This window comes from Actinoallomurus acanthiterrae (assembly GCF_054775715.1).
In genome coordinates this window covers 1,440,180-1,462,004 of the sequence record NZ_BAAHCO010000001.1, presented here as the reverse complement: position 1 = coordinate 1,462,004, position 21,825 = coordinate 1,440,180, and the positions used below count along the sequence as shown (strand labels likewise).

19 protein-coding genes and 1 pseudogene are annotated in these 21,825 nt (G+C 69.2%); 8 read left to right on the top strand and 12 right to left on the bottom strand.

Annotated elements, in window-relative coordinates; genetic code table 11:
- Positions 1-121: 121 nt before the first annotated feature.
- Entirely contained in the window at positions 122-1,693 is a 1,572-nt protein-coding gene (gene guaA / locus ACYVF7_RS07310) for a glutamine-hydrolyzing GMP synthase (RefSeq protein WP_460336756.1), read from the bottom strand.
- Between the two features lie 214 nt (positions 1,694-1,907).
- Here guaA and ACYVF7_RS07305 point away from each other — a divergent pair, with 214 nt between their 5' ends.
- The 4 genes from ACYVF7_RS07305 (at position 1,908) to ACYVF7_RS07290 (ending at position 5,175) form a co-directional block, all read left to right on the top strand.
- Positions 1,908-2,828 (top strand): zinc metalloprotease, encoded by a 921-nt coding sequence (locus ACYVF7_RS07305; protein WP_460336753.1) that lies wholly within the window; start codon positions 1,908-1,910, stop codon positions 2,826-2,828.
- Between the two features lie 204 nt (positions 2,829-3,032).
- Positions 3,033-3,644: a hypothetical protein gene (locus tag ACYVF7_RS07300; RefSeq protein ID WP_460336750.1), complete on the top strand. Its 612-nt coding sequence runs from the start codon at positions 3,033-3,035 to the stop codon at positions 3,642-3,644.
- Positions 3,641-4,303, top strand: coding sequence for a hypothetical protein (locus ACYVF7_RS07295; protein WP_460336747.1), 663 nt, complete (start codon positions 3,641-3,643; stop codon positions 4,301-4,303). The genes ACYVF7_RS07300 and ACYVF7_RS07295 overlap by 4 nt, the downstream gene beginning before the upstream one ends.
- A gap of 167 nt (positions 4,304-4,470) precedes the next feature.
- The gene (locus tag ACYVF7_RS07290; RefSeq protein ID WP_460336744.1) at positions 4,471-5,175 is read left to right on the top strand and encodes a DNA alkylation repair protein; all 705 of its coding nucleotides are present in this window, start codon (positions 4,471-4,473) and stop codon (positions 5,173-5,175) included.
- Here ACYVF7_RS07290 and ACYVF7_RS07285 read toward each other — a convergent pair.
- A complete protein-coding gene (locus ACYVF7_RS07285; protein ID WP_460336741.1) occupies positions 5,163-6,026 on the bottom strand; it encodes a hypothetical protein in 864 nt (287 codons plus the stop codon). The two genes, ACYVF7_RS07290 and ACYVF7_RS07285, sit on opposite strands and share 13 nt — an antisense overlap.
- 255 nt (positions 6,027-6,281) lie before the next feature.
- Complete coding sequence (locus ACYVF7_RS07280) at positions 6,282-6,506, bottom strand: hypothetical protein (protein ID WP_460336738.1); 225 nt, start codon at positions 6,504-6,506, stop codon at positions 6,282-6,284.
- 77 nt (positions 6,507-6,583) lie between these two features.
- Here ACYVF7_RS07280 and ACYVF7_RS07275 point away from each other — a divergent pair, with 77 nt between their 5' ends.
- On the top strand, positions 6,584-6,850 hold the full coding sequence (locus tag ACYVF7_RS07275; protein WP_460357816.1) for a type II toxin-antitoxin system VapC family toxin: 267 nt from the start codon (positions 6,584-6,586) through the stop codon (positions 6,848-6,850).
- A gap of 8 nt (positions 6,851-6,858) precedes the next feature.
- Here ACYVF7_RS07275 and ACYVF7_RS07270 read toward each other — a convergent pair whose 3' ends face one another.
- Together ACYVF7_RS07270 and ACYVF7_RS07265 are read right to left on the bottom strand one after the other, a co-directional pair.
- The gene (locus ACYVF7_RS07270) at positions 6,859-8,580 is read right to left on the bottom strand and encodes a GMC oxidoreductase (protein ID WP_460336735.1); all 1,722 of its coding nucleotides are present in this window, start codon (positions 8,578-8,580) and stop codon (positions 6,859-6,861) included.
- 8 nt (positions 8,581-8,588) lie between these two features.
- A complete protein-coding gene (locus ACYVF7_RS07265; RefSeq protein ID WP_460336732.1) occupies positions 8,589-10,166 on the bottom strand; it encodes a succinic semialdehyde dehydrogenase in 1,578 nt (525 codons plus the stop codon).
- A gap of 201 nt (positions 10,167-10,367) precedes the next feature.
- Between ACYVF7_RS07265 and ACYVF7_RS07260 the strand changes: the two genes are divergently transcribed.
- Entirely contained in the window at positions 10,368-11,018 is a 651-nt protein-coding gene (locus ACYVF7_RS07260) for a TetR family transcriptional regulator (RefSeq protein ID WP_460336729.1), read from the top strand.
- A 346-nt stretch (positions 11,019-11,364) separates the two neighbouring features.
- On the opposite strand, the gene ACYVF7_RS07255 is transcribed toward ACYVF7_RS07260, so the two are convergent.
- The 4 genes and pseudogenes from ACYVF7_RS07255 to guaB form a co-directional block, all read right to left on the bottom strand.
- Positions 11,365-12,663 (bottom strand): phospholipase D-like domain-containing protein, encoded by a 1,299-nt coding sequence (locus ACYVF7_RS07255; RefSeq protein WP_460336726.1) that lies wholly within the window; start codon positions 12,661-12,663, stop codon positions 11,365-11,367.
- A gap of 158 nt (positions 12,664-12,821) precedes the next feature.
- Positions 12,822-14,576 (bottom strand): glycerol-3-phosphate dehydrogenase, encoded by a 1,755-nt coding sequence (gene glpD, locus ACYVF7_RS07250; RefSeq protein ID WP_460336723.1) that lies wholly within the window; start codon positions 14,574-14,576, stop codon positions 12,822-12,824.
- A gap of 96 nt (positions 14,577-14,672) precedes the next feature.
- Positions 14,673-15,785, bottom strand: a complete 1,113-nt coding sequence (locus ACYVF7_RS07245) for a GuaB3 family IMP dehydrogenase-related protein (protein WP_345429390.1) — start codon at positions 15,783-15,785, stop codon at positions 14,673-14,675.
- Between the two features lie 58 nt (positions 15,786-15,843).
- Positions 15,844-17,345: pseudogene (guaB, locus tag ACYVF7_RS07240) on the bottom strand (IMP dehydrogenase).
- A gap of 131 nt (positions 17,346-17,476) precedes the next feature.
- On the opposite strand from guaB, the gene ACYVF7_RS07235 reads away from it, so the two are divergent.
- Together ACYVF7_RS07235 and ACYVF7_RS07230 are read left to right on the top strand one after the other, a co-directional pair.
- Complete coding sequence (locus ACYVF7_RS07235) at positions 17,477-17,863, top strand: DUF5319 domain-containing protein (RefSeq protein WP_360892247.1); 387 nt, start codon at positions 17,477-17,479, stop codon at positions 17,861-17,863.
- 184 nt (positions 17,864-18,047) lie between these two features.
- On the top strand, positions 18,048-18,509 hold the full coding sequence (locus ACYVF7_RS07230; protein ID WP_460336719.1) for a hypothetical protein: 462 nt from the start codon (positions 18,048-18,050) through the stop codon (positions 18,507-18,509).
- Between the two features lie 230 nt (positions 18,510-18,739).
- Here the strand turns inward: ACYVF7_RS07230 and ACYVF7_RS07225 are convergent, their stop codons facing one another.
- From ACYVF7_RS07225 to groES, 3 genes are all read right to left on the bottom strand, one after another.
- The gene (locus ACYVF7_RS07225; RefSeq protein ID WP_252841151.1) at positions 18,740-19,327 is read right to left on the bottom strand and encodes a sigma-70 family RNA polymerase sigma factor; all 588 of its coding nucleotides are present in this window, start codon (positions 19,325-19,327) and stop codon (positions 18,740-18,742) included.
- A gap of 265 nt (positions 19,328-19,592) precedes the next feature.
- The gene (groL, locus tag ACYVF7_RS07220) at positions 19,593-21,215 is read right to left on the bottom strand and encodes a chaperonin GroEL (RefSeq protein WP_460336716.1); all 1,623 of its coding nucleotides are present in this window, start codon (positions 21,213-21,215) and stop codon (positions 19,593-19,595) included.
- Between the two features lie 88 nt (positions 21,216-21,303).
- Entirely contained in the window at positions 21,304-21,615 is a 312-nt protein-coding gene (groES, locus tag ACYVF7_RS07215) for a co-chaperone GroES (protein WP_425542373.1), read from the bottom strand.
- Positions 21,616-21,825 lie beyond the last annotated feature (210 nt).

Here is a 21,825-nt window from a genome sequence, read left to right as displayed (position 1 = left end):
TCAAGGCGTGATATCGACCGCGGACCTTACCCCGCCGCCTGACGCGGCCGTACGGACCGGCCGAAGGGCGCGGCCCGTACGAACCTCCCGCTGATGGACACGGCTGGTACGAGCCGGGCCGTCACTCCCACTCGATGGTGCCGGGCGGCTTGCTGGTGATGTCCACGACCACGCGGTTGATCTCGGCGACCTCATTCGTGATGCGCGTGGACATCCTCTGCAGCACGTCGTACGGCAGCCGCGCCCAGTCGGCGGTCATGGCGTCCTCGCTGGTCACCGGGCGCAGGACCACGGGGTGGCCGTACGTGCGGCCGTCGCCCTGCACTCCGACCGAGCGGACGTCGGCGAGCAGCACGACGGGGAACTGCCAGATGTCGCGGTCGAGGCCGGCGCGGGTGAGCTCTTCGCGGGCGATCGCGTCGGCCTCGCGCAGCACGTCGAGGCGCTCCCGCGTCACCGAGCCGATGATCCGGATGCCGAGGCCCGGGCCGGGGAACGGCTGGCGCCAGACGATCTCCGAGGGCAGGCCCAGCTCCTCGCCGAGCCGCCGTACCTCGTCCTTGAACAGGGTCCGCAGCGGCTCCACCAGCGAGAACTGCAGGTCCTCGGGAAGCCCGCCGACGTTGTGGTGGGACTTGATGTTGGCCGCCCCGGTGCCGCCGCCGGACTCGACGACGTCCGGGTAGAGCGTGCCCTGGACGAGGAACTCCACGGCCTCGCCGTGCTCCTCGACGATCTCGCGGGCCGCCTCCTCGAAGACCCGGATGAACTCCCGGCCGATGATCTTCCGCTTGGTCTCGGGGTCGGTCACCCCGTCGAGGGCGCCGAGGAAACGGTCGGCGGCGTCGACGACCTTCAGGTCCACGCCGGTGGCGGCCACGAAGTCCTTCTCGACCTGCTCGGCCTCGCCCTTGCGCAGCAGCCCGTGGTCGACGAAGACGCAGGTCAGCCGCGACCCGATGGCGCGCTGCACGAGCGCGGCGGCCACGGCGGAGTCGACGCCGCCGGACAGCCCGCAGATCGCCCGCTTGTCGCCGACCTGGGCGCGTACGGCCTCGATGGACTCATCGACGATGTTGACCATCGTCCAGGACGGCCGGCAGCCCGCGGCGGTCAGGAAGTGCTTCAGCACCGTCAGGCCGTGCTCGGTGTGCATGACCTCGGGGTGGAACTGCACGCCGTAGAGCCCCCGGGCGGGGTCCTCCATGGCGGCGACGGGGGCGCTCTCGGTGCTGGCCGTCACCGCGAAGCCGGCGGGAGGCACGCTGCAGGTGACGCGGTGCGACATCCACACCGACTGCTCGGTGGGCAGCCCCGCCAGCAGCGTGCCCTGGTCGATCACCGTGAGCGGGGTGGCGCCGTACTCGGCGATGTCGGAGTTGGCGACCGTACCGCCGAGCTCCTGGGCCATCGCCTGGAAGCCGTAGCAGATGCCCAGCGTGGGCACCCCGGCCTCGAACAGGCCGGTGGGCACGGCCGGCGCGCCGGGCTCGTACACCGATGCGGGACCACCGGACAGGATGATCGCCTTTGGCCGCTTGGCCAGCATCTCCTCGACCGGCATGGTCGAGGGCACGATCTCGCTGAACACGTGGCACTCGCGCACGCGACGGGCGATGAGCTGCGCGTACTGCGCGCCGAAGTCGACAACGAGGACCGTGTCGAAGGACTGCTCGACTGACTCGACGGACACCGAGGACGCCTTTCGGAAGTCGGATCTTCCCAGTCTAGAGGCCCCCTGCCTGCGCGAACGCCGCGGCCGTCGGTACCGGCCGCGCGCAGCCGCCGGATAGGCAGCGATACATCCGGATTTCCCCGGCGCGCTTTAACCGCTTCGAGATCTTCATTTGGCAATATTTCGGGCTTCGTCGCTTTTCCTCCGTACCCCTCCCCAGGAGGCCCCCCACATGCGTTCAGCCGCCGCGCTGACCGGATTCGCGTCCCTCACCCTCGCCCTGCTGCCGATCAGCGGCGCGACCGCCGCTCCTGATACGGCCGCCGCTGCCAGAACGGCCGCGTCCTCGTGCACCACCCCATCCGCCTCCGCACGCACCATGTCCGCGGGCGTCCACCGCCGCGACCAGAACGACGTCTCCCCCGCCCAGGCCGCCGCCCTGGACCGCGAGCTCAAGTCCCTGCTCGCCCACCGCTCGCCCATCTCCATCCAGGCGACCCGCACGATCCCGGTGTACTTCCACGTCATCCGCACCGGGAAGGGCAAGAAGGGCGACATCAGCCGCAAGCACATCGCCCAGCAGATCGCCGTCATGAACAAGGCGTACGGCGCGTCGAAGACCGGCTTCTCCTTCGTCCTCAAGGGAAGCGACTGGACCACGAACAGCAAGTGGTTCAACGCGCCCGACACGTACGAGAAGGCGCTCAAGACGAAGCTGCACAAGGGCAGCGCCGGGACGCTCAACCTCTACAGCGCCGCGCTGCCGGACGGTCTGCTCGGCTGGTCGACGTTCCCCTGGGATTACAAGAGCAAGCCGACGATGGACGGCGTCGTCATCCACTACCTCACGATCCCCGGCGGATCCCTCACGCACTACAACCTCGGCCAGTCCGCGACGCACGAGACCGGGCACTGGCTCGGGCTCTACCACACGTTCGAGGGCGGCTGCGACGCGCCCGGCGACTACGTGAGCGACACCCCGGCCGAGTCCTCACCGGCGTTCAAGTGCCCGACCGGCCGGGACTCCTGCAAGGCGGCGGGCAAGGACCCGATCCACAACTTCATGGACTACTCCTACGACAGCTGCATGACGCAGTTCACCGCAGGTCAGGGCGCCCGCATGCAGAAGGAGTGGGCCGCCTACCGCGGCTGAGCGCACGACCTCAGCTTCATCACCACGCGCTCGACTTTGGGGCTGTGGGCCTAGTCCCGATTGGACCTACAGCCCCATTGTCGACTACGCCACCAACGGTTACCTTCCCATTCTAGTTTATTGGCAACAGAACGGGAGTGCCGTAGCGTGTCGATAAAACTCCGTACTGCATTTGCTGCACTCGGTGGACTGACTTTGATCGCGATGACCCCGGTGCAGGCGCTGGCGGCGACAAGTCCCCCGCCCGCCGGGAAAACGACGTGGAGCTACCCCTACACAAAGAGTTACTGCTTCAGCTCAAAGCCATTGAAAAAAGCAGTCGTCGCAAAAATAACCGGCCACATCCGGTACTGGCGGAACGTCACACCCAAGTACAGGTTCGTATCATTTCACGACCCCGTACTGATCAACCCAAAGGTCGACGTCCAGGTCTTCACGAGCTGCAAGAAAGGCCACAAGACAACCAAGCTCTCCAAGGTCAGTGTCAGCCAGATCTGGTACGACTGGAGCTGTAAATCAAGCACTGGCATCTCCGTGGGGCTTCCCTGGTTCGTGTCCGTCAGCCACACCAACACATGCGGAACCACCAAGAACGCCAGACGGACGACTGAGTATGGCAAGGGCTCGCACTTCGTCCAGAACAACACCGGCGCTCCGGTCAAGTGGAACTGGGGGGACGGAAAGACGATCCACCGAGGCGGGAAGATCTGCCTGCACGCCGACCTCGCCGTCACCCCCTACGTAGGAACCACGTCCGACGCGGTCATCCGAGCACTGTCCCCCTGCGTCACCGCCTCCTACAAGGCCAAGCCATGATCCGCGCCACATTCGTAGGCGTCGGCGGCCTGACCCTGGCCGCGCTATTGCCGGCGCCGGCGCTGGCGGCGACAAGTCCCCCGCCCGCCGGGAAAACGACGTGGAGCTACCCCTACGCAAAGAGCCACTGCTTCGACTCAAAGCCATTGAAAAAAGCAGTCGTCGCAAAAATAACCGGCCACATCCGGTACTGGCGGAACGTCACACCCAAGTACAGGTTCGTATCATTTCACGACCCCACACTGATCAACCCAAAGGTCGACATCCAGGTCTTCACAAGCTGCAAGAAAGGCCACAAGACAACCAAGCTCTCCAAGGTCAGTGTCAGCCAGATCTGGTACGACTGGAGCTGTAAATCGTCCACCGGGATCAGTAAGACCCTGAACAACTGGGCCATCGGCTTCGGCGCGTCCCAATCCTGCGGGTGGACCAGGACCGCCAGGCGATCGACCGGCTATGGCAAGGGCTCGCACTTCGTCCAGAACAACACCGGCGCTCCGGTCAAGTGGAACTGGGGGGACGGAAAGACGATCCACCGAGGCGGGAAGATCTGCCTGCACGCCGACCTCTCCGTCACCCCCTACGTAGGAACCACGTCCGACGCGGACATCAAGCCGATCAGCGTGTGCGTCACCGCCTCCTACGCGGCCAAACCGTAGCCGCCGCATGCCGCCGTGGGCAGGCGATCGGACGCCCAGGAGTGAACCACCCACTCGGAGTTGACGGCTGAGACGATGAGGCAGGCGGCTACGGCCGCCCGCCTCATCGTTTCGTTTGGCGCGACTCGATCGGGCCACCGTCAGGCGCGGGAAGGCATACTCACCGGATGGACGTCGCGGATGCCATCACCACCGAATTGGGGAAGCTCTCCGATCCAGCACGAGCCGAGCAGGAGAAGCGCTACCTGAAGAGCGACCTGGAGCACGTCGGCGTGCCCGTGCCGGCGATCCGCAAGGTCGCCATCCGTGCCGCCACCGGACTGACCCGCGAGAAGACCCTCGCCGCCACCGACCGGCTCTGGTGCCGACCGATCCACGAGTGCCGCATGGCCGCGATCGAGGTCTTGATCCGCAACGCGCCGCTACTGGAAGCGGACGACCTGGCGGTCGCCGAGCGCATGATCCGGGAGTCCCACACCTGGGCGTACGTCGACGCCCTCGCCATCAAGGTAGTCGGCGACCTGGTCGTACGGCACCCGCCACTCGCCACGACCCTCGACCTCTGGTCGACCGACGCGAACTTCTGGATCCGCCGCACGGCCCTCCTGGCCCTGATCCCGGGCATCCGCGCCAGCACCGGCGACCTGACCCGTCTGGCGAAGTACGGGGACACGCTCATCGAGGAGAAGGAGTTCTTCATCCGCAAGGCGCTGGGCTGGGTGCTACGCGAACTCGCCAAGAAGGACCCGGACTGGGTCACCACCTGGGTCCGCGACCGCACCGACCGCATCTCCGGCGTCACCATCCGCGAAGCCGTCCGCCACCTTCCACCTGCGGAGCGCGACGCCCTCCTAACCGCCTACCGCTCCTGACCGTCTGCGAACAACTCGTCGATGGAGGTCGCGACCGAGGCACGCTTGATCCACGCCTTGATCTCCTCGACATCCGTAGACGCACAGATACGGGCGCGGGCACTCTCCGGCAACTCGATGTGCCGACCCTCCAGCACCGTCAGGAGCGCGTCCACCTCGCCTTCTGTTTTGCCTCGGCCGAAGTGTTCGCGGGCGAAGGGGCTGTAGACGGGCCAGGTCTCGGTCACGACTTCCTCCATGATCCGACGGACCGCCGGCGCGGCCATGTTGTATGCGTGTTCATAGTAATGCGAAGCGTAGCCAGGCGCTCCGGGAACTCCTCGCGCCTCGACGAACGCCTTTACGACGGGCTTCTGCATCCCGTGCATCATCACGGCCATCGCGGCCAGTTCGGGATGGGTCGCAGCCTCCTTCGCGTCCGTGATGGCCGGAACCCGATCCGGTCCGAGAACCACGGCCTGAAAGACATAACCAGACAGCGTGGTGGCGACGGGCTCCGCATAATAGGTCGCGACGCCCGAATCAGGGCAGACGCACAGGACCGTCACCGGACACTCCAGCGACAGCCACAGAGCCGCGGCATAGCGAGGCAGTTGGCGAAGCTTGCTTTCTGTCTTCTCCTGCTGGGCCTCCATGATGATGCCGTGCACCGGCTTCCGCCGGGGGCCGAGCGTGATCACCGCATCGGGCTGGAAGTCCTTTGACGGCCGGTCGTTGAAGTCGTTGCGCTCCACTTGCACGGGTATGGCGTCCGGTACTTCAAGACCGATCAGGTCTCGCAGCACCTCGACGGCGAACTCCGGACGCTCACGGAACAACGCGTTGATCGCGTCATGTCGGGGGGACGGCATGACACGTAAAGTTATCGCATACTCACGTTAAGTACGTACGAATTTTCGAATCCCCGACGTTCGCCGCCACCGTTGATGTCACAGATCCGGCAGACGACACAATTCGCCGCTGTCCGCCGACGGGCAACGCGGCCGGACCGGCGGCGCGTTCGGCGACGCCGGTCCGGAATTTCGTGAGGGTACTCCCGCCCTGGTCCAGGGCCGAGAGGCCTGGAGACGACGGCCGGGGAGGTGGACGGCCGGCCTGACCCGCGGCTACTTGCTGGCGTCCGCGAGGCGGACGATCGCCGCGGCCGCCTGGATGTACTTGTTGTGGCCCAGGTCGCCGATCGTCTTGATGTTGAACGCCTTCTTCAGGGCCTCAGCGTCGCCTTCGCTGATCCCGGCGATGGCCTCCACCGGGGCGTTGAGCAGACCTTTGAGGTCCGTGTTCTCGTACTGCTTGTCCAGGAGCTTGTCCAGGTCGGCCGAGACTGGCATCGTCCGTGCACCCCCATCTGCATCGACTACGCAAGGTCGCGATCGCCTCACGCTAAGCAGCATTCCCAGAAGGTGCCATCCGGGCACATCGCACCGCGAAGATCCTTATTAGGTCATCGGGGACAGATGAGGCAGGACAAGTATCCAGCCCCACCAGTGCATGCTCACTGCATGCACAAACGCTACTTCAGCCACGTGTTCTCGAACTCCGGCACGATCTCACGGCCTACGACGCCATGTACGTGGCGCTCGCCGAAGCGCTGAACCTGCCGCTGCTCACCGACGACGCCGAGTTCGCGGCGGCAGCGGGTCATCTCGCCGAGATCCATCATTACCCGAACTGACGCCGGGGTCAGGCCGGGGTGATGGGGAGGCGGAGGGCGGCGGGGGCGTCGGCGGGGACGGCGGGGTTCTTGGGAGTGATCGGGGTGAGGCGCGCGTACGGTGCGCCGAGTGTGGGGCGGGGGTCGTCTTCGCCGCGGTTGGGCCAGAAGGCCATGGCGCGTTCGGCCTGGGCGGTGATGGTGAGTGAGGGGTTGACGCCGAGATTGGCCGAGACGGTGGAGCCGTCCACGATGTGCAGGCCCGGGTGGCCGTACACGCGGTGGTAGGGGTCGATGACGCCCTCCTCCGGCGAGTCTCCGATCGTGCAGCCGCCGATGAAGTGCGCGGTGGTCGGAATGTCGAACAGGTCCAGCCAGGTGCCGCCCGGGAAGCCGCCCACCTCCTCGGCGAGCATGCGGACCGCGCGGTGGGCCTCGGGGATCCACGTCGGGTTGGGCTCGCCGTGGCCGCGGCGGGCGCGCAGGCCGCGTCCGGACGGTGACGGCTCCACGGTGATCGAGTTGTCGCGCGTCTGCATGACCAGCGCGATGATCGTCCGGCTGGACCAGTTGCGGAGGTTCGGCAGGCGGACGAGGTCCCACGGACGCATGGCCACCTGGCCGAGGAACTTCGCCCAGCGGGGGGCGCGTCCGCCGCCGTCGATGAGCAGGGAGCGGAGGGCGCCCATGGCGTTCGAGCCGGGGCCGTAGCGGGTGGGCTCGACGTGGGTGCGCTCGTCCGGGTGGAAGGACGACGTGATCGCCAGTCCGCGTGAGTGGTCGTCTCCCTTGCTCCCGAAGCGTTCGGCGCCGAGGATCGCCTCGGAGTTGGTGCGGGTGCGCACGCCGAGACGATCGGACAGGCCGGGCAGCGTCCCGCTGGTCTTCATCCGGTGCAGCAGCCGCTGCGTGCCGTACGTTCCGGCGGCGAACACGACGTGCTCGGCGGTGACGGTGCGCCGCCAGCGCTTCCCGCGCCGCCCGGTACGGGTGAACTCGACCTCGTACCCGCCGCCGGGGCGCGACCGTACGGCGGTGACGGTCGCCAGCGGCATGATCTTCGCGCCGGCGTGCTCGGCGAGGTAGAGGTAGTTCTCGGTGAGCATGTTCTTGGCGCCGACCCGGCAGCCGGTCATGCAGGATCCGCACTCGGTGCAGGTCGCGCGGCGCGGTCCGGCGCCCCCGAAGTACGGGTCGTCGACGGGCTTCCCCGCCTCCTCGCCGAACAGGACGCCGACCGGGGTCAGGTGGAAGGTGTCGCCGCGGCCCATCCGGTCGGCGACCCGTTTGATCGCCTGGTCGGCGGGGGTCATGGTCGGGTTGGGCCGGACGCCGAGCATCCGCTTGGCCTGCGCGTAGAACGGCGAGAGCTCGGACTTCCAGTCGGTGATGTGCCGCCACTGCGGGTCGTCGAAGAACGGCTGCGGCGGCTCGTACAGCGTGTTGGCGTAGACGAGGGACCCGCCGCCGACGCCCGCGCCCGCCATGATGAGGACCCGTGAGCCCTTCTCCCCGCGCAGCAGGTGGATGCGCTGAATCCCGGTCATGCCGAGGGCGGGCGCCCAGAGGTACCGGGGCGTGCGCCACGACGTCTTGGGCAGGTCGCGGTGGCGTTCGCCGGGCGCGCCGTCGGGGTCGTCGAAGCGACGGCCGGCCTCCAGCACCGCGACGCGGTACCCCTTCTCGGTGAGGCGCAGCGCGGTGACGCTCCCGCCGAACCCCGATCCGATGACCAGGACGTCGTAGTCCATGTGCGCTCCTACCTGAGGCGAAGGCGTTTCAGCAGCTTCTGGCCACCCGCGATCACTGCCGCGTAGGTCTCGTACGACATGCCGAGGACCGGTTCGAAGCCGAGCCCGTGCTGGCTGGCGATCGTCTGGGCCTCGGTGTAGCGGAGCAGGCCCTCGGCGCCGTGCCGCCGACCCACCCCGGACTCCTTCATACCGCCCATGGGCGCGTCGTACGAGCCGTACGCGGACGCGTACCCCTCGTTGATGTTGACGGTGCCCGCCTTGATCCGCGCCGCGAGCCGGCGGCCGCGGGCGACGTCGCGGGTCCAGACGCTGGCGTTCAGCCCGTACGGCGTGGCGTTGGCCAGGCGTACGGCCTCGTCGTCGGAGGAGAACGGGTAGAGCGCGACGACCGGCCCGAAGGTCTCGCCGCCGCAGAGCTCCATCGCGTCGGTGACGTCCTCGAGGACGGTGGGTTCGAAGAAGTACGGCCCGACGCCGGGGCGCGGCCGCCCGCCGGCGAGGACCTTCGCGCCCTTGGCGACGGCGTCCTGCACATGCCGGGTGACCGTGTCGAGCTGACGCTGGGAGGTGAGCGAGCCCATGTCCGCGTCGAAACCGGCACCGAGCCGCATGTTCTTGACGCGGTGGACGAAGCGCTCGGCGAACCGGTCGTAGATCTTCTCGTGGACGTACAGCCGCTCGATCGAGATGCAGAGCTGGCCGGCGTTGGTGAAGCAGGCGCGGATGGCGCCCTGCGCGGCCTGCTCGACGTCGGCGTCGTCCAGGACGAGCATGGGGTTCTTGCCGCCGAGCTCGAGGGAGTAGCCGATCAGCCGGTGCGCGGCCTTGTCCGCGATCGCCCGCCCGCCCCGGGTGGAGCCCGTGAAGGCGACGTAGTCGGCGCCCTCGATGAGGGGGTCGCCGATCTCCGCGGGTTCGCCGACCACCACCTGCCACAGGTCCTCGGGCAGTCCGCACTCGACGAGCAGGTCGAGCGCCCACAGGGTGGACAGCGCGGTCTGGGTGTCCGGCTTGTGCACGACCGTGTTGCCGGCGAGGAGGGCGGGAACCGCGTCGGTCAGGCCGAGCGCGAGCGGGTAGTTCCACGGCGAGATGACGCCGACGACGCCCTTGGGGTGGCGGAGCTCGATGACGCGGGTGGCTGCGGGCATGATGCCCTGGCGGCGGTGCGGCCGGAGCAGGCCGGGGGCGTGTCGCGCGTGGTACAGCGTGGACGCCGCGGCGTCGAGGACCTCCTCGAACGCGTGGCGGCGTGCCTTCCCGGTCTCCAGCTGAACGAGGTCGAGGATCTCCGCACGGCGGTCGAGGATCGCGTCGTGGAACCGCAGGAACGGCTCGGCGCGCCGGGCCGGCGACAGCCGCGCCCACGACTCCTGGGCGGCGCGGGCGCGTTCGTACGCGGCGGCGACGTCGGCCGCGGTCGAGACGGGCATGGTGGCGAACGGCTCCCCGGTGAACGGCGCGGCGATCCGTACGGTCGCGTCGCCGGCCGCGACACGGCGGGTCAGCCGTTCGACGATCTCGGGAGCGATGTCCGGGACGGTGACGCGGGCGCCGGTGGACGCCTCTGCGGGTGCGTTCATGGAGGGAACTCTAAGACGTGAGCCGTCTTCATGGCTACCACTCAGTAATTAATTGCTTGCGTGGTCAGAGCGTCAGGCCCTGTCCTCAATGCCATTTCGGTGCGTTCCAGAGTCACCTTGTTCTGCATTTGCTGGCTCGGATTGCGGTCCACGGTGTATTCCGGAGAAGGAGGCGAGGATGGACGACGAGGAGGGGGAAGAATGATCTCTGACCCGGAGGAGTCCGCTGTCACGGACGAGGCCCGCACACCCCGTCAGGAGCGGCGTGCCCAGACCCGGGCCGCTCTCCTCGACGCCGCGGAGCGCCTGTGGGCCGAGCGCGGAATCCGCGGAGCATCGCTCGACGAGATCGCCGCCCGTGCCGGGCTCACGAAGGGTGCCGTCTACTCCAATTTCGCCAGCAAGTCCGACCTGGTCCTCGCCCTGCTCGAGCGCTACACCCAGGCCGATCCCGGCCTCGGCGCCCTCACCGACCTGCGCGGCTCCGAGCGCTCGCCGGACGAGCGGCGCGCCGCCGCCGGCCGGCACTACGCCGAGCGGCTGTCCGACGAGGAGACCCGCATGCGGGCGCTCCTGCTGGTCGAGCTCTGGCTGTTCGGGATGCGCGACTTCTCGGCCGGCTGGCGGATCGCCGACTGGTACCACGCCCGCCGGGAGGAGCTGGCCGCCGACCTGGCGGCCGGATCCTCGGAGATGTCCCCCGAGGACCGGGCGTCCCTCGCGATGGCGATCGAGTTCGGGCTGGCGCTACAGCACCTGCTCGACCCGGAGCGGGTCCCGGCCGAGCTGTACGGCTCCGGCGTCGGCCTCCTGATGGGGCCGCCGGCGGACGACGCGACGCCTGGACCGTGACCCGGGCGACGCACCGCCTGGGCCGTGACCCGGGCGGTGCGCTGCCCGGGCTGTGACCCGGACGACGCGCCTTGGCTGTGACCCGGACGACGCGCCTTCGCTGTGACCCGGCCAACGCGCCGCCTTGGCTGTGACCCGGGGCGACGCCCGGCCTGTGACCCGAGGCGACGCCCAGGCCGTGGCCGGCTGACGCGCCGCCGTGGCTGTGGCCCGGGACGACGCCCGGGCCGTGACCGGCTGACGCGTCGCCTGGGCGGTGCGCCGTCTGGGCTGTAACCCGGCCGACGCGTCGTCCGAGGCATGACCCCGGACGACGCGTCGTCCGGGGCGTTACCCGGGCAGTGCGTTAGTTGTCGTTCTCGCCGGTGTCGTCGGCGTTGTCCGGCTCGATGACGCCCGACGGCGGGTCGAACCTGGCGTCGGAGGACTTGATCGTCCTGCCGTGCGCGAACACCGTGCCGAAGTTGGCGACGTACTCCTTCTCCAGCGTGGCGTCGACGGCGCTGATCATCGCCTCGTCGTGGCCGTGGAAGCCGGGGTCGGTGTAGTTGCTGCTGCCGGTGAAGATGGCCTTCTGCTTCTTGCCCATGTACCGGCCGTCGATGAGCAGATACTTGGAGTGCTCGTACGCCTTGCCGCCGTTCTCCGGCAGGTACCGAAGCTCAGGCCCGCCGTGCCGGCCGCCGGGCCGGGTCAGGTCCTTCAGGGCCGACTGGCCGATGTGGCCGAACACCACCTGCACCCGGCATCCGGCGTTGTCCAGCCTCCAGAGCCGCTGCGCGATCGGCCGCCAGGTGAAGTGGCCCATGACGAGGCGGATCCGGGTGCCGCCGGCACACGACACCCTGTCGAGGTGCTGGCTGATCGGATCACCCGACGACCAGGGGAAGAAGTCCAGCCGGTACTTCCCGGTGTGCACGATCCGGTGGTAGTTGCCGGTGTGATGCTGCCTGGCGAGGTCGTAGAAGTAACGCCGGTACGCCGCGTACACGCCCGCGTTCCGCAGCACGAGCGCGTCATTCCACTGCAGGTCGCGGGAGTTGTACGTCGCGTTGGCCGAGGTCTGCAGCACGACGTTCTTCGCCCCGCGCGTGGTGGAGAACAGGAAGAACTTGTTGTGGTTGAACTTGGGCCCGATGCAGCCGCGTCCCTTGGCGCAGAGGGTCACCCAGGAGGACTTCTTCCGGTTCGACCCGAGCGCCTTCTTCAACGTCTTGTACGCCTTGTAGCGCGACGACTCGTAGTCCAGCACGACCCGGACGTTGACCTTGCGTTTCTTCGCCTTGACGAGTTGCTTGGCGAGGTCCTTGGTCGAGAAGTGGTACATCGCCACGTAGATGACCGCGCCCTTCGGGGCCCCGGAGATCAGCTGGGCGATCCGGGTCGCGATCGCGTGTTGCTTGGCCTTGCCGCCGGTGGGTGAGTTGAAGACCGGCCCCGTCCGTACGGCGGCCTTCCGGGCGGACTCGGGACCGAGCAGTTCGCGCTCACTGAGCGCCTGGTCGTCGATGTCCGACCCGGCTGCCCGTACGGCGGCCGCGGCCCGTCCGTGTCTGATCGGGGCGGCGTCGCCCTCCGTCGCCACTCCGGCGACCAACAGGCCGGTCGCGAGTACTCCCACCGTGCGCGTCAGCGACTTCGCCACACCAACTCCTGTACAAACCGGGTTTATGGCTCAATAGCACCATTAGCCCGGACACCATACAGGAGTCCCTATGGACAGAAATCCCCAAATGTGGGCATTCGACGGAAACCGAACGACCGGAACCGGCCGCCCGTGTCTCACATTTCAGGAAACCTCTTTCAGGAGACCTCGGGAGAGGGGGTCGGGACGATCTCCGGGGCCCCACGCCGGGTCGCGTCGGCCTCCTGGTCGTCGACCTGCGCCTGAGAGTCGCGCTCGGCCTCCACGCGCTTGTGGTAGTACTCGATCTCCCGCTCGGTCTGCTCCTGGGACCAGCCGAGCTCGGGCGCGACGAGTTCGGCGGCCTCCCGTGCCGCGCCGACGCCACGGTCCCACGTCTCGATCGAGATGCGCGTCCGCCGGGTCAGCACGTCGTTGAGGTGCCGGGCGCCCTCGTGGCTCGCGGCGTAGACGACCTCGGCGCGCAGGTAGTCGTCCGCGCCTTCGAGGGGCTTGCCGAGGTCCGGCCGCTCCTCGATGAGGGTGAGCAGGTCCTCGATCAGCGTGCCGTACCGCCGCAGCAGGTGCTCGATGCGCGCGACGTGCAGCCCCGAACTCTCCGCCAGGCGGTGGCGGGCGTTCCAGAGCGCCTGGAAGCCGTTGCCGCCGACCAGGGCGATCTGGTCGGTGCAGGACCCCGGCACCTTGCCGTCCAGTCCGTGGGCAACCGCGTCGACGGCGTCCTTGGCCATCACCCGGTAGGTGGTGTACTTCCCGCCCGCGATGACGACCAGGCCCGGCACCGGGTGGGCGACGACGTGCTCCCGGGAGAGCTTCGAGGTCTCCTCCGACTCTCCCGAAAGCAGCGGGCGCAGCCCGGCGTACACGCCCTCGACGTCGTCGTGGGTGAGGGGCACGTTGAGCACGGCGTTGACGTGTTCGAGGACGTAGTCGATGTCGGCCTTGGACGCGGCCGGATGGACCTTGTCGAGGTCCCAGGCCGTGTCGGTCGTGCCGATGATCCAGTGCCGGCCCCACGGGATCACGAAGAGCACGGACTTCTCCGTGCGCAGGATCACACCGCTGGAGGAGTGGATGCGGTCCCGGGGCACCACCAGGTGCACGCCCTTGGACGCGCGGACGTGGATCTGGCCACGCCCGCCGACGAGCTCCTGGATGTCGTCGGTCCACACGCCGGTCGCGTTGACCACCTGCTTGGCGCGGACCTCGAGCTCCCGGTCCGCCTCCAGGTCCCGGATCCGTACGCCGGTCACCCGCTCGCCCTCCCGCAGGAACCCGACGGCCTGGGCGCGGGAGACGATCCGGGCGCCGTACGCCGCCGCCGTGCGCAACGCCATCATCACGTAGCGAGCGTCGTCGACCTGGGCGTCCCAGTACTGGATCGCGCCCACGAAGGCGTCACGCCGCAGCGACGGCGCGACGCGCAGGGCCTGCGTACGCGTGAGGTGCCGGTGATGCGGCACCCCGCGGTCCCGCCCCATCGAGAGGGACATCCCGTCGTACAGGGCCACACCGGCCCCGATGTAGGCCCGCTCCCACACGTGATGGGTCATCGGGAACAGGAAGGGCACCGGCTTGACGAGGTGCGGCGCGATGCGGCCCAACAGCAGCCCACGCTCGGTCAGCGCCTCGCGGACCAGCTCGAAGTCGCGCTGTTCGAGGTAGCGCAGCCCGCCGTGGATCAGCTTCGACGACCGCGAGGACGTCCCGGAGGCGAAGTCACGGACCTCCACCAGAGCCACGCTCAGGCCGCGCGTCGCCGCGTCCAGCGCCACGCCGGCGCCCACGATGCCGCCGCCCACGACGACGACGTCGAACTCCTCGCCGCTGCCGATCAGATCCAGCGCGGCCGTACGCTCCGCCGGACCGAGACGCGACCTGTTGACCTCGTTCTCGGGCTCCCCAACCGCCATGGCGCACTCCCTCGGACGTCTGCGGTGACCACGCTACGTCGCTACCTCATCCGTCACAAAACGCTTACCCAACGGTGGAGTGCACCAAAGATGGCGTCAGTGCGGCGCGACGACGACCTGGACGCGCTGGAACTCCTTCAGGTCGGAGTAGCCGGCGGTCGCCATGGCCCGCCGGAGCGCGCCGATGAGGTTCATCGAACCGTCGGCGACGTTCGACGGGCCGTACAGGATCTGCTCGAGCGTGCCGATCGAGCCGAGCTCGACCCGCTTGCCGCGCGGCAGCTCATCGTGGTGCGCCTCACTGCCCCAGTGGTAGCCCCGGCCCGGCGACTCCGTCGACCGCGCGAACGGCGACCCGACCAGGACCGCGTCGGCGCCGACCGCGAGGGCCTTGGCGATGTCACCGGACTGCCGCATGCCGCCGTCGGCGATCACGTGGACGTACCGGCCGCCGGACTCGTCGAGGTAGTCGCGCCGAGCCGCCGCGACGTCCGAGATGGCCGTCGCCATCGGCACCGCGACGCCGAGGACCGTACGGGTCGTGTGCCCGGAGCCGCCGCCGAAGCCGACGAGCACCCCGGCCGCGCCGGTGCGCATCAGGTGCAGCGCGGCGGTGTAGGTCGCGCAGCCACCGACGATCACCGGGACGTCGAGGTCGTAGATGAACTGCTTGAGGTTCAGCGGCTCGGCCCGCCCGGAGACGTGCTCGGCGCTGACCGTGGTGCCGCGGATCACGAACAGGTCGACGCCCGCGTCGATGACGGCCTTGTGGTACTGGGCGGTGCGCTGCGGCGACAGCCGGGCCGCCACGGTGACGCCCGCGTCCCGGATCTCCTCGATCCGCCGCCCGATCAGGTCCTCCTTGATCGGCTCGGCGTACAGCTCCTGGAGACGGCGCGTCGCCGTCGCGTCGTCCAGCGAGGCGATCTCGGCCAGCAGCGACTCGGGGTTCTCATAACGGGTCCACAGGCCCTCGAGGTCGAGCACGGCCAGGCCGCCGAGCCGCCCGATGGCGATCGCCGTCGCCGGGCTGACCACGCTGTCCATCGGGGCGACGACCAGCGGCATCTCGAAGCGATAGGCGTCGATCTGCCACGCGACGCTGACCTCTTCCGGGTCGCGGGTACGCCGCGACGGGACGATGCCGATCTCATCGAGCGCGTACGCCCGGCGACCGCTCTTGCCCCGCCCGATCTCGACCTCAGCCATGTACGTCCTCTTTCCATGCTTCGGCCGTGACCACGGCGGGTCACGGCCGGTGAAACTCTCAGCGGACCTGGTAGTTGGGGGCCTCGACGGTCATCTGGATGTCGTGCGGGTGGCTCTCCCGCAGGCCCGCCCCGGTGATCGGCATCAGCACGCCGTTCGCCTTCAGGTCGGCGACCGTGCGGGAGCCGGTGTACCACATCGCCTGGCGCAGGCCGCCGATGAGCTGGTGACCGACGGCCGCGACCGGACCCCGGTAGGGCACCTGGCCCTCGATGCCCTCGGGGATCAGCTTGTCCTCGCTCGCGACCGTGTCCTGGGAGTAGCGGTCCTTGCTGAACGATCCGCCGCGCTCGCGGTTCTTCATCGCGCCGAGCGAGCCCATGCCCCGGTAGGTCTTGTACTGCTTGCCGTTGATGAAGATCAGCTCGCCGGGGCTCTCCTCGCAGCCTGCGAGCAGCGATCCCAGCATCACCGTGTCGGCGCCCGCGGCGATCGCCTTGGCGATGTCGCCGGAGTACTGCAGGCCGCCGTCGCCGATCACCGGCACCCCGGCGGGGGCGCACGCCAGCGCGGCCTCGTAGATCGCGGTGACCTGGGGCGCGCCCACACCGGCGACCACACGCGTCGTACAGATGGAGCCCGGGCCGACGCCGACCTTCACCGCGTCGGCGCCCGCGTCGACGAGGGCCTGCGCCCCGGCCCTGGTCGCGACGTTGCCCGCGATGACGTCGACGTGACTGTTGGCCTTGAGCTTGGCGACCATCTCGATCATGCCGCGCGAGTGACCGTGCGCGGTGTCCACCACCAGCGCGTCGACGCCGGCCTCGATCAGCGCCTTGGCGCGCTGCTCGGCCTCCGGCCCCACGCCGACGCCCGCGCCGACCACGAGCCGCCCGGCCGCGTCCTTCGTCGCCAAGGGGTACTGCTCGCTCTTGGTGAAGTCCTTCACCGTGATCAGGCCGCGCAGCGGCCGGCGCCGTCGACGAGCGGGAGCTTCTCCACCTTGTTGGCGCGCAGCAGCCCGAACGCCTCGTCACGGGAGACCCCGACCGGCGCGGTGACCAGCGGCATCTTGGTCATCACCTCGCGCACCGGGCGCGCGGCGTCCGTCTCGAACCGCATGTCCCGGTTCGTGACGATGCCGACGAGGACGCCGTCGGCGTCGGTCACCGGGACACCGGAGATCCGGTAGTGGGCGCACAGCGCCTCGACGTCGGCGAGCGTGTCGTCCGGCGAACAGGTCACCGGGTTGTTGACCATGCCCGCCTCGGAGCGCTTGACCAGGTCGACCTGCTGGGCCTGCTCGTCGATCGGCAGGTTGCGGTGGAGCACGCCGAGGCCGCCCTGCCGCGCCATGGCGACGGCCATCCGCGCCTCGGTGACGGTGTCCATCGCCGCGGACACCAGCGGGATGCGCAACGTGATCGACCGCGACAGGCGCGTCGCCGTGTCGGCGTCGCCCGGCGCGAGATCGGAGTACGCGGGCACGAGCAGCACGTCGTCGTACGTGAGGCCCTGCGGGGCGAACTTGGCGGACTCGGGCGCGGAAGTCATGGGCATCATCCGGAAGGGTCGCGATGTCGGGCCTGATCAGCGAAGCGTTGACCCCATCCTAGTCGGGGCCTCCTAACGCCCGCGAAGGGTCGTGACAAGGAACGAATCGGCGGCCACTACTCGGGTAGCGTGGGTTTGTGCACGATGACGCTCCGCTCGACCCGTTCGCGAACGATCCCGAGGACCCGGCCGCCGCGCTCGGCGATCCGAGCGACGAGACCGCTCCGCTGAGCACGACGGAGCGGGAGGACGTGCTGGCCGACCTCGCCGACCTGGAGGTCTTTCGCGCCCTGCTCGAGCCACTGGGCATCAAGGGGCTGACGGTCGACTGCGGCGACTGCGGCAGGGCCCACCACATCGACTGGGATCTCCTGCACGGCAACCTGCGTCACCTGCTCGACGAGGGGCTGCCGCGCGTCCACGAGCCCGCGATCGCCGCCGCCCCGGAGGACTACGTCAGCTGGGAGTACGCCCGCGGCTACGTGGACGGCGTCATCGACAGTGAGGAAGGCCACTCCAACTGAGGACCTCTCTCGAAGTCCCGCTGCCCCACTGCGCGGCGCTCGCTACGGACGGGGACCTCTGGACAGGCCCCAAGGGCTGAAGGCCCCCGCCGGCTACCGGCGGTCGCGATCCCCTGACGCGCGGCCGGTCTTCGAAGAGCGCTTCTCGGTCAGGGCGCTGCGGCGCCGCGACCCGCCGGGGTCCGTGGCGGACGTCTCGCCCGACGGATTCGACGTGGTGGGGGACGTGGACGGGCTCGGGGTGGAGCCGGTCGGCGCGCTCGGGGACGGCGTCGGCGACGAGCTGGTCGAGTGTCCGTGCTTCGGAGCGTGCGGCCGGGAATACGGCGGCCCGAAGTTGCCGGGGGTGTGTCCCTTCGCCGGGGTTCCCGCAGGCGGTTTCGTCGGCGCTTCGGACGTCTTGGTCCCGGACGGGTGGGGTGACGCGGTGGGCGTTCGGCCGGCGCGGACGCACGCCGCCGGGGAAGGCCCGGACGACCGACTCGAGGCGAGCCCTGGAGCGTTCCGAGATCTCGTGGCGGGCCGAGGGCGGGTGGGCCTTCGATCCGTGATCGCCTCCGCCGCCCGCGACGGCGGCGCCCGCCGTCGTCAACAGGACCGAGACCGCGCCGAACGTGACGAACGCCCGGACGACCGGGCGGCCTGACGCCTTCGAGCCCCCGCACGACACGCGCGGTGGAGGCGCCGGCAGCGGCGGCGCGCCCGCGTCGACGTCTGCGGCCAGGGCGGCCAGCAGGCGCGCGGCCGGATCGTCGGACGGCTCGAATCCGGCACCCGGATCGGTGACGCGGCGCCCGGCCAAGGCGTCGAACAGGTCGCCGCTACGGCTGATCTCACTGAGGTCGAGCGGCTCGGGAGTGGCGGTACCCCCACCGGTCAAGCGATCGACTCCTCACTCGCCATCGCTCGAAGACGGGCCAGAGCCCGGTGCTGGGCGACGCGGACGGCCCCGGCTGACATGCCGAGTACATTACCGGTCTCCTCGGCGGACAGACCCGCCACCACCCGCAGAAGCACCAATTCCTTCTGATGATCCGGCAACCGGTCGAGAAGGTCCCGCGCGCGCTCGGCCTCGATGTACCGGACGACCGTCTCCTCGGGCCCCGGCCGCTCGTCGGGGCCGTCGGGCAGGTCCTCGGTCGGCACGGCGGCACGGATCGCGCTGCGCAGCGCATCCGCGATCTTGTGCGACGCGATGCCGAAGACGAACGAGGCGAACGGCCGGCCCATGTCGCGGTAGCGCGGCAGCGCCCCGAGCACGGCGATGCACACCTCTTGGGCCACGTCGTCCGCGATGTGGTACTGCCCCGACACCCGTCCTAGCCGCGCCCTGCAGTAGCGCACGACCATGGGGCGAACCCGTCCGATCAGCGACTCGACCGCCTCCGGGTCGCCTTGGACGGCAAGACTCGTGAGTTCTCTGAGCTCGTTGTCGTCGGCTTTCGCCGGACGTCTCCCCCGTATTTCGTCGGCAGCACCCCGAACCGCGGCCCCGGCGATCGCTCCCTCGGTCACGAAAGCATGATGCCCACCGAGATCGCGCCTGTCTCCATCGTTGATGACAACGGAATGGTCACAGTACTGATCCCCACCCGCATTTATCTCTCATCGTGACTGTACGACTACAGACAGTCAGAGAACGGGCCTCCCGGAACGACAGATGCCCCCGCCACGTCCCGTGGCGAGGGCATCCGCGATCCGCCGGCCGTCGTAACGGCCGTACCGATGATCAGTGGCCGTGACCGTGGCCGTGCCCGCCCGCGGCGGCGTCCGGCTCTTCCTCCGGCTTGTCCGCGACGAGCGCCTCGGTCGTGAGCAGCATGCCGGCGATCGACGCGGCGTTGCTGACCGCGGAGCGGGTCACCTTGACCGGGTCGATGACGCCCTGGGCGATCAGGTCGCCGTACTCCCCGGTCGCGGCGTTGAAGCCGGAGCCGACCGGCAGCGCCTCGACCTTGGAGACCACGACGTAGCCCTCGTTGCCGCCGTTCTCGGCGATCCAGCGCTGCGGCTCGACCAGCGCGCGGCGGACGGCCTCCGCGCCGGTGGCCTCGTCGCCGGACAGCCCGAGCGCGTCGAAGCCCTCCTTGGCGACGTGCACGAGCGCGCTGCCGCCGCCGGAGACGATGCCCTCCTCGATCGCCGCGCGGGTGGCGGAGATGGCGTCCTCGAGGCGGTGCTTCTTCTCCTTCAGCTCCACCTCGGTGGCGGCGCCGACGCGCAGCACGCAGACGCCCCCGGCCAGCTTCGCCAGGCGCTCCTGCAGCTTCTCGCGGTCCCAGTCGGAGTCGCTGCCCTCGATCTCGCGGCGAATCTGACGGATCCGGTCCTCGATCGCGGCCGCCTCGCCCTCGCCGTCGACGACGGTGGTGGCGTCCTTGGTGACGGTCACCCGCCGGGCGCGGCCCAGCACGTCGAGGTCGACGCCGTCGAGCTTGAGGCCGACGGCCTCGGTGACGACCTGGCCGCCGGTGAGGACGGCCATGTCCTCCAGCATCGCCTTGCGGCGGTCGCCGAAGCCCGGCGCCTTCACCGCGACGCTGACGAACGTGCCGCGCAGCTTGTTCTGCACCAGGAGCGCGAGGGCCTCGCCCTCGACGTCCTCGGCGACGATCAGCAGCGGCTTACGGGTCTGGGCGACCTTCTCGGCCAGCGGCAGGAACTCCGTGACGTTGGAGATCTTGCCGTCGTGGATGAGGATGTAGGCGTCCTCGAGGACCGCCTCCATCCGCTCCGGGTCGGTCACCATGTACGGCGACAGGTAGCCCTTGTCGAACTGGAGACCCTCGGTGAACTCCAGCTCCAGGCCCATCGTGTGGGCCTCCTCGACGGTGATCACACCGTCCTTGCCCACCTTGTCGAACGCCTCGGCGATGAGCTCACCGATCTTGGCGTCCTGGGCGGAGATGGTCGCGACGTGCGCGATCGACTCCTTGTCGTCGACCTCGCGGGCCGACTTGAGCAGCTGCTCGGCGACGTAGTTGGCGGCGGCGTCGATGCCGCGCTTGAGGTTGATCGGCGACGCGCCGGCGGCGACGTTGCGCAGCCCCTCGCGGACGAGCGCCTGCGCCAGGACCGTCGCGGTGGTGGTGCCGTCACCCGCGATGTCGTTGGTCTTGGTGGCGACCTCCTTGGCGAGCTGCGCGCCAAGGTTCTCGTACGGGTCGTCGAGCTCCACCTCACGAGCGATGGTGACACCGTCGTTCGTGATGGTGGGGGCGCCCCACTTCTTGTCGATGACGACGTTGCGGCCACGCGGGCCGATCGTCACCTTGACGGCGTCCGCGAGGGCGTTGACGCCGCGCTCAAGGGCGCGGCGCGCGTCCTCGTCGAACTCCAGGATCTTCGGCATTGGGAAGCTCCAAGTATGGGTGTCCGTGGACGTGCACAGCCCCGGCCGCCCTCACAGGGGACGACCGGGGCAGCGCATCTCGTGGGTCTTACTTCTCGACGACGGCGAGCACGTCGCGGGCCGACAGCACGAGGTACTCCTCGTTGTTGTACTTGACCTCGGTGCCGCCGTACTTGCTGTAGAGGACGACGTCCCCGACCTTGACGTCGAGCGGGACGCGCTTCTCGCCCTTGTCGTCGAAGCGACCCGGACCGACGGCGAGAACAGTGCCCTCCTGGGGCTTCTCCTTCGCCGTGTCGGGAATCACCAGACCCGACGCGGTGGTCTGCTCGGCCTCGAGGGGCTGGACGACGATGCGGTCCTCGAGCGGCTTGAGAACAACCTTGGTGGCGGTCGACACGATCTGACCTTCCCCTTCGATTGCGTATCCTCGGCCGACCGGATCGGCCAGCCGCATGTTGGAGACGCGACCACGGTGGCCTGCCGTCGCGGGTGCCAGACCAGCCTGTCGCTTGATCGGCACTCTCATGGGGAGAGTGCCAAGTTGGAGATTATGCCGTGGCCGGGAACGCGTCAACACGGACCCCCGCGCGCCGCCGACCTGTCGTTA

Bases quoted from the DNA above. Each gene is read 5' to 3' on its own strand.
- ACYVF7_RS07305 (WP_460336753.1), top strand. From the start codon at position 1,908: ATGCGTTCAGCCGCCGCGCTGACCGGATTCGCGTCCCTCACCCTCGCC.
- ACYVF7_RS07300 (WP_460336750.1), top strand. From the start codon at position 3,033: ATGACCCCGGTGCAGGCGCTGGCGGCGACAAGTCCCCCGCCCGCCGGG.
- ACYVF7_RS07295 (WP_460336747.1), top strand. From the start codon at position 3,641: ATGATCCGCGCCACATTCGTAGGCGTCGGCGGCCTGACCCTGGCCGCG.
- ACYVF7_RS07290 (WP_460336744.1), top strand. From the start codon at position 4,471: ATGGACGTCGCGGATGCCATCACCACCGAATTGGGGAAGCTCTCCGAT.
- ACYVF7_RS07285 (WP_460336741.1), bottom strand. From the start codon at position 6,026: ATGCCGTCCCCCCGACATGACGCGATCAACGCGTTGTTCCGTGAGCGT.
- ACYVF7_RS07280 (WP_460336738.1), bottom strand. From the start codon at position 6,506: ATGCCAGTCTCGGCCGACCTGGACAAGCTCCTGGACAAGCAGTACGAG.
- ACYVF7_RS07270 (WP_460336735.1), bottom strand. From the start codon at position 8,580: ATGGACTACGACGTCCTGGTCATCGGATCGGGGTTCGGCGGGAGCGTC.
- ACYVF7_RS07265 (WP_460336732.1), bottom strand. From the start codon at position 10,166: ATGAACGCACCCGCAGAGGCGTCCACCGGCGCCCGCGTCACCGTCCCG.
- ACYVF7_RS07260 (WP_460336729.1), top strand. From the start codon at position 10,368: ATGATCTCTGACCCGGAGGAGTCCGCTGTCACGGACGAGGCCCGCACA.
- glpD (WP_460336723.1), bottom strand. From the start codon at position 14,576: ATGGCGGTTGGGGAGCCCGAGAACGAGGTCAACAGGTCGCGTCTCGGT.
- ACYVF7_RS07245 (WP_345429390.1), bottom strand. From the start codon at position 15,785: ATGGCTGAGGTCGAGATCGGGCGGGGCAAGAGCGGTCGCCGGGCGTAC.
- groL (WP_460336716.1), bottom strand. From the start codon at position 21,215: ATGCCGAAGATCCTGGAGTTCGACGAGGACGCGCGCCGCGCCCTTGAG.